The following is a 12,666-nucleotide window of genomic DNA, read 5'->3' on the forward strand; positions in this document are numbered from 1 at the left end:
GACGCTATTCGCTGCAGATGTTCTGTAGGCTGATCCAGTCTGTATCAGACAGGATTAATGGAAAATCGGACGGCGCGGTATCGCCCGGCGCGATCCCGACCAAGGCGGCATAGGGGGCCATGGGTACATTCGCGGTCGCAAAAGCAGGGCGCAGCAAGGTCGCGTCCTGCTCGGGCCACGGGGCCATGACATGGGCATAGGCCGTTGCCATCAGCACCGTTGACGGGATTTCGCCGCTGGTCAGCAAGCGAAACGTCACGCCGAGTCCCGCCGTCCGCAGAACCGTTTCCAACGGGTCCGTCCGGTTTCTATCCGCATGAGCAGCCAGCACATACCCTGCGGCAACCGCAGGGTCATCGGCACCCTTGAGGATATTCTGATCCAAGACTATCACCCTACCGGGCAGGGCAACGGCGCCCTGCGCCAACCGTGGTACAACGACAATGCGCGTCTTTGTTTCAGCGCCAAAAAGGCGCTGGGCAAGACGGTCAGCAGCCAAGGCACCGCGCGCCTCGCGGCAGGTGGGGCCGGTTTGTTTTTGCATATGGCCAAGGATCGCAGCACCGATTTCCATACGTTTGGGCAACGGCACCACCGCAAGCGTCTGCCGGGTCAGTGCGCCGGGCAGCCAAAAGATAGCCAGCAAGATCGCGACCGCCACCGCCCCTGCAGTGATCCGGTGGCGTAACTTGCCCGGATGGGGCCTGTCCTTGTCCAGTGATTTGCGCACCTGCTCGATCGCGTCGATCATCGTCTCATCGGCGATTTCCAACGCCTCGCTGCCCTCTTCATCAGGGCTGTAGATCGCGGGCTGTTCGCTGGGGTTTTGGCGGATAACGGCGGGCAGGGACCAATGGGCCAGCGGTCTGCCCGCCTGATCCGAGATCACCAATGTTGCGTCACCAAATGACACAACGACATCCCTGCGCTGGGCATCAGGCTCGGGCCGCCACAGGCCACCACTTTCAAGCCGCACATATTGATTAAGCGCCGTCATGCCCCAACTACCTTTTTCGGCCATGCTACTGTGTCGAACGGCCAATGTCATGTCGGAAACAGACTTGACCGGAACAGGGTATCGCAGGCCAGATAGGGGCGTAACCACCGGAGGCGCCTATGTCCATTGATCCTTTACTTGACCCCTTCGAACTGGGCCATTTGACGCTGCGCAACCGGATCATGATCAGTAGCCACGAACCTGCTTATGCGGTGGATGGGATGCCCAAGGATCGCTATGTTGCCTATCACGCAGAACGGGCCAAAGCAGGTGTTGCCCTGACCATGACAGCAGGGTCTGCGGCCGTGTCGCGCGACAGCCCGCCCGCTTTCAACAACATACTGGCCTATCGCGATGAGGTTGTGCCCTGGATCAAGCGGTTGACGGATGCCTGCCACGAACATGGCTGTGCCGCGATGATCCAACTGACGCACCTCGGGCGGCGAACCACATGGAACAAAGGCGATTGGTTGCCGTCGATTTCTTCCGGACCGCACCGGGAGCCTGCGCATCGTGCCTTTCCCAAAGTCATGGAAGACTGGGACATTGCCCGTGTGGTTGCTGATTTCGCCGACACGGCCGAGCGGATGAAAGCAGGCGGGATGGACGGGATCGAGATCGAGGCTTACGGTCACCTGATTGACCAGTTCCAGTCGCCATTGACCAACCAGCTTGACGGTCCCTACGGGTCCGCCACGCTTGAAACACGGATGGCTTTTGGCAAGGCTGTCTATGACGCGATCCGCCAGCGTGTGGGACCGGATTTTCTGGTCGGGGTGCGCTATACGGCCGATGAAACGGTCATAGGCGGGATCGATGCGCCAACCGGGTTGCGGATGGGGCAGATGTTTGCGGATTGGGGCGTGGATTTCCTGAATATCATTCGCGGGCGGGTCTCGACCGACCCCGATATGACCGATGTGATCCCGGTGCAGGGCATGGCCTATGCGCCGCATCTGGATTTTGCAGGCCGCGTGCGGGGCACAACGGGGCTGCCGACGTTTCATGCGTCACGGATTCCCGATGTTGCCACCGCGCGCCATGCGGTGCGCGCGGGGCTGCTTGACATGGTTGGCATGACCCGGGCGCATATTGCGGACCCGCATCTGGTGCGCAAAATCATAGCAGGCCGCGAGGATGATATCCGGCCTTGCGTCGGTGCAACCTACTGTCTTGACAGGATTTATCAGGGAGGCGAGGCGCTGTGCCTGCATAATGCGGCGACCGGTCGGGAACTTGAAATCCCGCAAGTCATCGGGCCTGCACCTGTCCGCAAGAAAGTCGTGATCGTTGGTGCAGGGCCTGCGGGGCTGGAGGCGGCGCGCGTATGCGCAGAACGCAGGCATGATGTGACCGTTTTCGAGGCAGCGGATCAACCGGGCGGGCAGGTGCGCCTGACCGCCCTGTCGCCGCGACGGCGCGAAATGATGGGGATCATCGACTGGCGGATGGCACAATGCACAGCGCGGGGTGTGGATTTCCGCTTTAACAATTATGCAGAGCTGGGTGATGTGACTGCATTGGACCCTGATGTGGTCATCATCGCGACAGGCGGGCTGCCCAATCTGTCACTGCTGGAAACGGATCATGATGCAGACAATGTGATCAGCGCATGGGACCTGATTGCCGGTGATGTCAAACCTGCGGGCAACATTCTTATCTACGATGAGGCAGGCGACCATCCCGCATTACAGGCCGCAGAAATCGCCGCAGAGGCCGGGGCGCGGGTGGAGGTGATGACACCGGATCGGACATTTGCCCCGGAAATCATGGCAATGAATCTGGTGCCATACATGCGCAGCCTGCAAGACAAGGATGTCAGTTTTACCGTGGCACGCAGGCTTTTGGGGGTGCAAAAAGACGGCAACATGCTGACCGCGTCAATTGGCACGGATTACAGTCGTCTGGTGGAAGGCAGGCAGTACGACCAGGTTGTGTTGAATTATGGCATTATTCCGCTGGATGAGCTTTATTTTGATCTGCGCGAGGTGTCAGTCAACCGCGGTGAATTAGACCAGACTGCATTCATCAGACACCGGCCGCAAAACATCCGTCGCCAATCCGACGGAAAATTCCAGCTGTTTCGGATTGGTGATGCTGTCGCATCGCGCAACACGCACGCGGCCATTTACGACGCTTTGCGACTGTGCCACGTCATGTAGGCGCGATGACTGCCTTGCCAATGGCGGATGCCTCCGGCGGAAGTTTGAGCGGACGAAGAAAGTCAAACTTCACTATTCATTAACCAACGTGCCTCAATTTGGACAAGCGGTACAGGCGGAAGCGCTGATGACCGTGACGTGGAAAGTCGCGCTGCCGAGGACCCTAAACCGGTCTGATCCGAAACGAACAACTCGTCAGCGCGCACCACAATCCTCTTTCTTCGTCCGCTCAAACTTCCGCCGGAGGCATCCGCAATCTGCAATATGTCGCCGACATCAGAGCGTCTTGGCGATCACCCGCAATTCGAACTTCTGGATCTTGCCTGTCGACGTTTTGGGAAGTTCCTGAAAAACGACCCGTTTGGGGGTCTTGAAACCCGCCAGACGTTGCCGCGTGAAGGAGATGATGTCAGCTTCCTCGACACTGGCGCCCTCTTTCAGTTCGATGAAGGCGCAAGGCACTTCCCCCCATTTGTCATCTGGCTTTGCGACGACTGCACATAGGTTGACCGCAGGATGGTTCATCAAGGTAGCTTCGACTTCGACCGAACTGATGTTTTCGCCGCCGGAAATGATGATGTCCTTGGCCCGGTCGGCAATTTGCATTGCCCCGTTCGGATGCTGGATCGCCAGATCTTCGGAATGAAAGTATCCACCTGCGAATGCCTTTTCCGTTGCTTGGGGGTTCTTCAGATAGCCCTTCATGACGGCGTTCCCCCGCATGACGATCTCGCCCTGGGTGGCCCCGTCCATGGTCACTTGCTGCATCTGATCGTCCACGACGGTCACGTCTTCCATCATTGGAAACGCGACCCCCTGTCGGGCCTTGATTGCGGCTTGTTCATCGGCGGGCAGCGCGTCCCATGCGCTGTCCCAGATACATTCAGTCACATGGCCATAGGTTTCCGTCAGCCCATATACTTGGGTGACATTGAAACCCAGTTTACCGATCGCCGCCAGCGTTGCAGGTGCAGGTGGGGCGCCGGCGGTAAAGACTTCGACCGTATGGTCAAAGTCCCGTCGTTCGTCCGGTTTGGCGTTCACAATCAGGTTCAGGACAATCGGCGCCCCGCCAAAGTGCGTCACCCCTTCGTCGCCAATCGCATTATAGATCGCAGCGGCGGTAATATCGCGGCAGCAGATGGCTGTGCCGCCAAGGGCGGGCATCATCCATGTGTGGTTCCAGCCGTTACAGTGAAACAGGGGCACGATTTGCAGGTACCGGGGGAACAGCGGCAATTGCCATGAAATCGGCGTGCCCATTGTCATCAGATAGGCCCCGCGATGATGGTACACGACCCCTTTGGGCCGACCCGTCGTGCCGGACGTGTAATTCAGCGCAAGACTGTCCCATTCGTCCTCTGGCATCACCCATTTGAAATCGGTGTCACCGGTGGCAAGGAACGCTTCGTAATCCTGTTGTTCGCCAATGCCCTTGATGCCAGCCACAGGGTCGGGGACTTCGATGATCAGGGGGGGTGTCCCTTGCATCTGCCCGACAGCCTGCATCGCCATGGGCAAAAACTGGCTGTCCACAAGCGCGACCCTGGCTTCGCCATGGTCGAGGATATAGGCGACCGTGTCGATATCCAACCGCGTGTTGATCGTGTTCAGAACGGCGCCGCAGGCAGGCACGGCAAAGCCCGCTTCGGATTGTGCGGGGATATTGGGCAGGATCGTTGCGACAACATCGCCCTTGCCAACGCCCGCTTTACTTAGCGCAGAGGCTAACTTTGTGACCCGCCCAAAATATTCGGCGTAAGTCCTTCTGATCTGGCCATAAACCAGCGCTTCGCGGTCTGTGAAGACCTTGGCGGCGCGTTGCAGGTGCGACAATGGCGTTAGGGGCACATAGTTCGCGGACCGCTTCTGAAGACCTGTTTCATCCATATCGTTCTCCCCCTCTTATTCGCATTAGAGGGGGAGTTTGCAGCATTTTGCAAGAGGTCCCTTGACGCGTCAGGGACATGGCGCCGGATCAGGCGGCTTTCGCCTCTCCGGCGAAGCGTTTGTAAAAGCTTTGCCCCTTGTCCGCCATTTCACGCAGCAAAGCCGGTGTAGAAAAGCGTGGGCCAAATCGGGCTGCAAGATGATCGCAGCGTTCGGCGGCATAGGCGCTGCCCAGCATGTCCAGCCAGCTGAACGGCCCGCCTGTCCATGGCGCAAAGCCCCAGCCAAGGATCGCGCCTACGTCGCCTTCGCGGATGTCTTCCAGCACATTTTCCTCAAGCGCGCGCACGGCCTCAAGCACCTGCGCGAACATCAGACGATGCTGCACTGTGATCAGATCAGGCTGATCTTCGGCGTGTGGATATTTCTCTGCCAGCCCTTGCCAAAGTCCCTGGCGCTTTCCTTTTTCGTCGTACTCGTAAAAACCCGCATTCGATTTGCGGCCCAGCCGCCCCTCGTCGAACATCCAGAAAATGATCTCGTCGACGTCATTGTCGGGGTAGGCGTCGCCCATCGCGGCCTTGGTCGCCTTGGCAATCTTGGCACCCAGATCAATCGAGGTTTCATCGACCAGTTGCAGCGGCCCCAAAGGCATACCCAATTGGCGGGCCGCGTTTTCGATCAGGGCCGGTGCCACCCCTTCTTGGACCATCCGCATCCCTTCGTTGATGTAAGGAATGATGCAGCGGTTGGCATAGAAGTACCGTTCGTCGTTCACCACAATCGGCGTCTTGCGGATCTGGCGCACGTAATCGAGCGCTTTTGCCACGGCCACATCACCTGTGGCCTTGCCCTTGATGATTTCCACCAGCAGCATCTTGTCTACAGGGCTGAAGAAGTGGATGCCGATGAACTTTTCAGGATCGTTTGACGCTTTGGCCAATTCAGTGATCGGCAGGGTCGATGTGTTTGTCGCAAAGATGCAATCGGGGCCGGTGACAGCCTGCACTTTGGCGGTGACGTCGGCCTTGACGCCGGGGTCCTCGAACACGGCTTCCACGATCAGGTCGCAGTCTTTCAACGCGTCGTAATCTGTGGTGGCGTTGATCAGGCCAAGCACGGCCTCTTTCTTTTCTGGGGTCGCTTTCTTGCGCGAAATCCCTTTGTCCATATAGGTGGTTGTGTAGGATTTGCCCTTGTCGGCGGCCTCTTGTGTGCTGTCGATCAGGACCACTTTGATCCCTGCGAGCGCAGAGACCAGCGCGATGCCCGCGCCCATCATGCCCGCGCCGATGACGCCGACCTGTTTGACTTTCTGGTCAGGGGCGGCCGGGCGGTTGGCGCCTTTTTCCAGCGCCTCCTTGTTGATGAACAAGCTGCGGATCATCGCGGATGAACTGGGGTTCATCAGGATGTTGGTGAAATAGCGCGCCTCGATTTTCAACGCGGTATCGAATGGCACCAGCGCCCCTTCGTAGACGGCAGACAAGAGCGCCTTGGCAGCGGGGAACGCGCCTTGGGTTTTGCCGTTGACCATCGCGGATGCCCCGACAAAGGTCATGAAGCCCGCGGGGTGATAGGGCGTGCCGCCGGGCATTTTGTAGCCTTTTTCGTCCCAAGGTTTGACGATCTTGGGCTCAGACAGAATCCACTCTTTGGCTTTGGCCAGCAATTCCTCAGCGGGGACAACTTCGTCGATGACACCTGCGGCCTTGGCTTTTTGGGGGTCGTTCAGCTTGCCCTCAAGCAGCAGGGGTGACGCGGCCATCGCGCCCATCTTGCGCACCAGACGTGTCGTGCCACCGGCACCGGGGAAGATGCCGACCATAATCTCGGGCAGGCCGATCTTGGCCTTGGGGTTGTCGGCAGCAAAGATGCGGTGACACGCCAGCGGCAGTTCCAGACCGATCCCAAGGGCCGTGCCGGGCAGGGCGGCTGCAATTGGCTTGCCGCCCTTGTTGGTCTTGGGGTCCATGCCCGCGCGTTCCAGACGGCGCAGCATCTTGTGGCCGTTCATGGTGAAGTCAAACAACCCTTGCTCCGGATTGTCGCCGCTTTCTTCGCGGATACTGGCTAGCACATTCAGGTCCATGCCGCCTGCAAATGTGTCTTTGCCAGAGGTGATGATAATGCCTTTTACCGCATCATCGGCCAATGCCTGTTCTGCGAGCTCCGAAAGCTGGGCCATTGACTCGCGGCTCATCACGTTCATGGATTTGCCGACCGTGTCCCAGACGATCGTTGCCACGCCGTCGGCGTCTTTGGTCATTGTAAAGTCGGTCACTCTAGGTCTCCTTGGCCGTTGGGCTGTTTGTTCCTTTGTCGGGCTGTTCGCTGCCCTGTTGCTGCACCGCCCTGAGGGCATGGCGCACGCTTGAATTACGCTTTGCGCGATTGAACGCAGAGGACAGAAGCCACTGTCCTTCAATCCGGTGCATCATGCATTCGACCTCGAAAGGTGGCGTCAACTGGACAGCGTCCCGCATCAGACGCGAAACATGCGTTCCCTTGATGCAACAACCCTCGAGAAACTGCGCTTCGAGGCAGCGCCGATGATAGATATTCATCCCTATCTGCTTGGAGTAATCCAAATGGCGCTGAAACACCTTTTTCATCTCATCCACTGTTTGAATGACGAAACTTTCATCGGGCGTCGTGATCTCGTGCGGTAGCCGGATATGCTGTTGGAACGCCAAGAAATCGCCCGCATTATAGGCGTCGGTCAGACGGTCAAGCAGGCCTTGATAGATCACCTTTGCCGTTTGATCGCTTCGTCCCACAGTATCAGACCCGTTCAATGATAGTTGCAGCCCCCATCCCGGACGCGATGCACAGCGTTGCCAGTCCGGTGCCTTTGCCCGTCCGCTCCAACTCGTCCAGCAGTGTGCCGATGATGATGGCACCTGTGGCCCCCAGCGGGTGGCCCATCGCGATGGAGCCGCCGTTGACGTTCACCAGACTGTCGTCCACGTCAAAGGCCTGCATGAAACGCATGACCACGGATGCAAAGGCCTCGTTCACTTCGAACAGGTCGATGTCACTGATCGACATGCCATTGTCGGCCAGGATTTTTTCTGTGACGGGGACCGGACCGGTCAGCATGATGGTCGGGTCTGTCCCGATCTTGGCTGTGGCCTTGATCCGGGCGCGGGGCTTGATCCCGTGCGCTTCGCCCCATTCCTTGTTCGCGATCAGCACACCTGCGGCCCCGTCCACGATGCCGGACGAATTGCCCGCATGGTGGATGTGGTTGATCCGCTCAAGATGCGGGTATTTCATCAAGGCGACCTTATCAAAGCCGGGCATGGCTTCGCCCATCGCCTGAAACGCGGGGTTCAGGGCACCCAGCGACTGCATGTCGGTGCCGGGGCGCATATATTCGTCCTGATCAAGGATCAGCAGACCGTTTAGATCTTTGACGGGCACAATGGATTTTGCGAACCGCTTGTCTTCCCATGCTTTGGCGGCGCGTTGCTGGCTTTTGACAGCCAGCGCATCGGCCTCATCGCGGCTGAACCCATATTCGGTGGCGATGATATCGGCAGAAATCCCCTGTGGGACAAAATAGGTTTCCATCGCGATGGACGGATCAACCGCAATCGCTGCCCCGTCAGAGCCCATGGCAACGCGGCCCATCATTTCGACGCCGCCTGCAATGTATGCCTGACCGGCACCGCCCTTAACCTGATTGGCGGCCAGATTCACGGCTTCCATGCCCGACGCACAAAAGCGGTTGATCGCCAGACCGGGAATGCTTTCATCCAGATCGGACGCCAGCACGGCGGTTCGCGCCAGACAGCCGCCCTGTTCGCCCACTTGTGTGACGTTGCCCCAGATCACATCTTCGACGGCGTGCCCTTCAAGGTTGTTCCGCTCTTTCAGCGCGTTCAGCACGCCAGCCGACAGGCGGGCCGATGTGACCTCGTGCAGGCTGCCGTCCTTACGCCCCTTGCCGCGCGGGGTGCGCACAGTGTCATAGATATAGGCTTCGGTCATTATGTCCTCCGTTAGGCCCGGTCAGCAGGTGAGCCGGGCATCAAGTCGTATGGGTGTTTCCAACCGGGCTGGGCTGCGATTGCGTCAAGCCAGCGGTCGATATGGGGGAACGCCTTGCGGTCGAATGTGAATTCTTCGGGATAGAACAGGTACCCGGCGCAGGCGATATCGGCGATTGTGATTTCATCACTGGCCAGCCAGTCGCGGCCATCCAACTGTGTTTCCATTACCTTGAGCGCGGATTTCAGGCGCATGGCCATGAAGCCGATGACATCGGCGCTGCGCTTGGCTTCGGGCAGGAAGTTCATGTTAAAGCGCAATCCACCCGCCACACCCGACACCTTGTGGTTGTCAAAGAACATCCAGCGCAGCACCTCGCGGCGTTCAGCGGCAGATTTGCCGCCCAGTTTGCCGGATTTGGAACTGATGTAATCCTGAATGACCCCCGATTGGGTCAGAATGACGTCACCATCTTCCAGAACAGGAACTTCGCCCATGATATTCAGCGCAAGGAATTCCGGCGTGCGCGTCGCACCATTGAAGAAATCCACATAGACAGGTTCCCAAGCCTGATCGGCGAGGGTCAGGGTCAGGGCAGCCTTGTATGCGTTCCCGCTTTCACCAAAACAGTGTAATTTCATAGACATGAACAAGGCCTCCCAACCTACGGCGGGTGCACCAATGCGGCGCGCCCTTTCGGTGAGCTTAGAAGTTTGCCGCGTCGAGCGCCATCACAGTATCGCCACCCGAATTGATCCGGGCCAGATGCATCGCTGTCGATGGCAACTGGCGCGCCATGTAGTAGCGACCGGTTGCGATCTTGGTCTCGTAAAACGCTTTGTCCGAGGCCCCGGCATCCAGCGCCTCTTGTGCCGCTTTCGCCATCCGCGCCCACATCAAACCAAGGCAGACATGCCCCATCATGTGCATGAAATCATATGACCCCGACAATGCATTGTTCGGCTTTGTCGCATTCTGCATGAAGTACATGCCAGCCGCCTGCAAATCCTTTGACGCGGCCTTGAGCGGGTCAAGGAAGTCTTTTTTCAGGGCTTCATTGCCTTCGTTTTCCTTGAGGAAAGTTTTGACCATCTCAAAGAATCCCATCACATGTTTGCCGCCGTCCTGTGCCAGCTTGCGGCCCACAAGATCAAGTGCCTGCACGCCGTTCGCCCCTTCGTAGATCATCGCGATGCGCGCGTCGCGGGCATATTGGGACATGCCCCATTCTTCGATATAGCCATGCCCGCCGTAAATCTGCTGCGCGGCGATAGCATATTCAAAGCCCTTGTCGGTCAGGAAACCTTTCAACACAGGCGTCATCAGGGAAATCAGTCCGTCTGCATCCTTGTCGCTGTTCCGGTGCGCGCGGTCAATCAGATAGGCACCCCAGAGCGTAAAGGCACGCGCGCCTTCAACAAAGCTTTTCTGGTCCATCAAGTTGCGACGAATATCGGGATGCACGATCAACGGGTCTGCAGGGCCATCAGGGTTCTTTGGCCCTGTCACGTCGCGCCCTTGCAGGCGGTCGTTGGCATAGGCGACAGCGTTCTGATAGGCACTTTCGGCCTGCGCATAGCCTTGCAGGCCAACGCCGAGCCGGGCTTCGTTCATCATTGTGAACATCGCACGCATGCCTTTGTGTTCTTCTCCAACCAGATAACCGGTCGCGTCGTCATAATTCATCACACAGGTCGAATTGCCGTGGATGCCCATTTTCTCTTCGATGCTGCCGACGGCTACGCCGTTGCGGGCACCAAGGGACCCGTCTTCGTTCACGAGGAACTTGGGCACGATGAAAAGCGATACACCTTTGATACCCTCTGGCCCGCCTTCGATCTTGGCAAGCACGAGGTGGATGATGTTTTCGGCCATGTCATGCTCACCCGCCGAGATGAAAATCTTCTGGCCGGTGATCTTGTAAGAGCCATCTGCCTGCGGGACGGCTTTGGTGCGCATCAGGCCCAGGTCCGTGCCGCAGTGCGGTTCTGTCAGGTTCATGGTGCCGGTCCATTCACATGTGACCATCTTGGGCAGGTATGTCTGTTTTTGCGCGTCCGAACCGTGGGCGTGGATCGCCGAATAGGCCCCGTGGGTCAGGCCCTGATACATGTTGAACGCCATATTGGCGGACACAAACGGCTCTTGCGCTGCGGAATGCATCACATAGGGCAGGCCCTGACCGCCATATTCCGGGTCGCAATCCATCGCGGTCCAGCCGCCCTCTTTCATTTGCTCAAAGGCTGCTTTGAAGCCTGTCGGCGTACGAACGACGCCGTTTTCCAGCGTGCAACCTTCGGTGTCGCCGACCACATTCAGCGGGTGCAGGACCTCGGCTGCGATCCGGCCAGCCTCTTCGATCACCGCGCCTGTGAAATCGCGGTCTAGGTCATCGAAACCGGGGATATCCTGTTCGCTGACGTTCAGCAGATCATGCAGGACAAACTGAAGATCTTTGGTCGGCGCATTATAAATCGGCATGTGGGGGTCTCTCCGTTTCGGTCGATGTGGCGGCGGCGGCTTAGGCCGCAGCACCTTTTTTCCTGGCAAGTTCGGCAAGGCGATTTTCGCCCCATGCCATTTGTTCTTTCATTTCGGCGATGGCGTCTTCCAATTCGGCCTTTTGCGCTTCCATGTCGGCAAGATGGCTCTTTGCCAGTTCGTAACTGCGTGAAAGCTGGGCTTCTTGTCCGTCGTTCATATGATACAGGTCCAATAGCTGGCGAATATCCTCAAGGCTGAAGCCAAACCGCTTGCCGCGCAGGATCAGCTTGAGCCGGGCCCGGTCGCGACGGGTGAACAGGCGCTTTTGTCCTTCACGGATCGGGAACAGAAGCTCCTTGGTTTCATAGAACCGCAAAGTGCGTGGAGTGACGCCGAAGGTGTCACACATTTCTCGAATATTCATTGTTTCATTTGTCATTGGCTTTGACCTTATGCGTGTTGGAATGACTCGCACCTGTAATTTGTGCTGCCATCTTACAAGCAAAGCTGACGTTAACGTAAACGTAACGTGGCGTCACAAAGGCGTTGACGAAAGGTCAGCAAAACTGACGCTGGGTCATGCGTAATTTTGTAAGTGGGACGCGGCAGGGCATTTGCCCCTCAGAGCATGACTTCGATAACGGTTGGCTGGCGGCTATTGGCTGTGCCAATCACAGCAAAATGCATTTTGGGACTGCGATTTGCTGACCTATCTGAGGGTTTGCGCGGTCTCATTGCGCAAGGATTTCAGCTCTGCGAGCGTATCTTCCAGCTGTTTTTTCTGTTCCTGCAGTTCAATCATCTGGCGATCGGCAAGGGTGATCCATTCGCGCATCTGGGCTTCGGTGCCCTGTTGTTCGTAGATCAGAAGCCACTGCCTGATGTCTTCCAATGCAAAGCCGAACCGACGCCCGCGCAGGATCAACGTCATGCGCGCCATCTCCTTTGGGCCATAAAAGCGGGACCGCCCTTGCTTTTCGGGGTGCAGCAATTCGATGTACTCATAGTAGCGCAGCGTGCGCGGCGTGACGTCGAATTCGGCGCACATTTCTTTGAATGAAAGGCGTGTTTCTGTCATCCGCTGCTCCCTTGGGTGTATTCTAGCGAGAAGCTTTAGGCTGGGCAACGGCGGGAATG

Annotated in this window: 10 protein-coding genes; 1 reads left to right on the forward strand and 9 read right to left on the reverse strand. The window is 57.9% G+C overall.

Features of this window, described 5'->3' with window-relative positions; genetic code table 11:
- Positions 1-4: 4 nt before the first annotated feature.
- On the reverse strand, positions 5-997 hold the full coding sequence (locus C8N45_RS01460; protein ID WP_108385090.1) for a hypothetical protein: 993 nt from the start codon (positions 995-997) through the stop codon (positions 5-7).
- 119 nt (positions 998-1,116) lie between these two features.
- Between C8N45_RS01460 and C8N45_RS01465 the strand changes: the two genes are divergently transcribed.
- Positions 1,117-3,159, forward strand: coding sequence for an NADH:flavin oxidoreductase (locus C8N45_RS01465; RefSeq protein WP_108384443.1), 2,043 nt, complete (start codon positions 1,117-1,119; stop codon positions 3,157-3,159).
- 276 nt (positions 3,160-3,435) lie between these two features.
- Here the strand turns inward: C8N45_RS01465 and C8N45_RS01470 are convergent, their stop codons facing one another.
- From C8N45_RS01470 to C8N45_RS01505, 8 genes are all read right to left on the reverse strand, one after another.
- Positions 3,436-5,049, reverse strand: a complete 1,614-nt coding sequence (locus C8N45_RS01470; protein WP_108384444.1) for an AMP-binding protein — start codon at positions 5,047-5,049, stop codon at positions 3,436-3,438.
- Between the two features lie 88 nt (positions 5,050-5,137).
- The gene (locus tag C8N45_RS01475) at positions 5,138-7,333 is read right to left on the reverse strand and encodes a 3-hydroxyacyl-CoA dehydrogenase NAD-binding domain-containing protein (RefSeq protein WP_108384445.1); all 2,196 of its coding nucleotides are present in this window, start codon (positions 7,331-7,333) and stop codon (positions 5,138-5,140) included.
- Position 7,334: 1 nt separating this feature from the next.
- The gene (locus tag C8N45_RS01480; RefSeq protein ID WP_133175917.1) at positions 7,335-7,829 is read right to left on the reverse strand and encodes a hypothetical protein; all 495 of its coding nucleotides are present in this window, start codon (positions 7,827-7,829) and stop codon (positions 7,335-7,337) included.
- Between the two features lie 4 nt (positions 7,830-7,833).
- Positions 7,834-9,045 (reverse strand): acetyl-CoA C-acetyltransferase, encoded by a 1,212-nt coding sequence (locus C8N45_RS01485; RefSeq protein WP_108384447.1) that lies wholly within the window; start codon positions 9,043-9,045, stop codon positions 7,834-7,836.
- An 11-nt stretch (positions 9,046-9,056) separates the two neighbouring features.
- The gene (locus C8N45_RS01490; protein WP_168769375.1) at positions 9,057-9,692 is read right to left on the reverse strand and encodes a glutathione S-transferase family protein; all 636 of its coding nucleotides are present in this window, start codon (positions 9,690-9,692) and stop codon (positions 9,057-9,059) included.
- 58 nt (positions 9,693-9,750) lie between these two features.
- The gene (locus C8N45_RS01495) at positions 9,751-11,526 is read right to left on the reverse strand and encodes an acyl-CoA dehydrogenase C-terminal domain-containing protein (protein ID WP_108384449.1); all 1,776 of its coding nucleotides are present in this window, start codon (positions 11,524-11,526) and stop codon (positions 9,751-9,753) included.
- A gap of 40 nt (positions 11,527-11,566) precedes the next feature.
- Positions 11,567-11,968 (reverse strand): MerR family transcriptional regulator, encoded by a 402-nt coding sequence (locus tag C8N45_RS01500; RefSeq protein ID WP_108384450.1) that lies wholly within the window; start codon positions 11,966-11,968, stop codon positions 11,567-11,569.
- Between the two features lie 270 nt (positions 11,969-12,238).
- A complete protein-coding gene (locus tag C8N45_RS01505; RefSeq protein ID WP_108384451.1) occupies positions 12,239-12,607 on the reverse strand; it encodes a MerR family transcriptional regulator in 369 nt (122 codons plus the stop codon).
- Between the last annotated feature and the right edge of the window lie 59 nt (positions 12,608-12,666).

Source organism: Yoonia sediminilitoris (assembly GCF_003058085.1).
GTDB lineage: Bacteria > Pseudomonadota > Alphaproteobacteria > Rhodobacterales > Rhodobacteraceae > Yoonia > Yoonia sediminilitoris.

Coding starts and splice junctions, on each gene's coding strand:
- C8N45_RS01485 (WP_108384447.1), bottom strand. CDS start 9,045: ATGACCGAAGCCTATATCTATGACACTGTGCGCACCCCGCGCGGCAAG.
- C8N45_RS01460 (WP_108385090.1), bottom strand. CDS start 997: ATGACGGCGCTTAATCAATATGTGCGGCTTGAAAGTGGTGGCCTGTGG.
- C8N45_RS01470 (WP_108384444.1), bottom strand. CDS start 5,049: ATGGATGAAACAGGTCTTCAGAAGCGGTCCGCGAACTATGTGCCCCTA.
- C8N45_RS01465 (WP_108384443.1), top strand. CDS start 1,117: ATGTCCATTGATCCTTTACTTGACCCCTTCGAACTGGGCCATTTGACG.
- C8N45_RS01495 (WP_108384449.1), bottom strand. CDS start 11,526: ATGCCGATTTATAATGCGCCGACCAAAGATCTTCAGTTTGTCCTGCAT.
- C8N45_RS01505 (WP_108384451.1), bottom strand. CDS start 12,607: ATGACAGAAACACGCCTTTCATTCAAAGAAATGTGCGCCGAATTCGAC.
- C8N45_RS01500 (WP_108384450.1), bottom strand. CDS start 11,968: ATGACAAATGAAACAATGAATATTCGAGAAATGTGTGACACCTTCGGC.
- C8N45_RS01490 (WP_168769375.1), bottom strand. CDS start 9,692: ATGTCTATGAAATTACACTGTTTTGGTGAAAGCGGGAACGCATACAAG.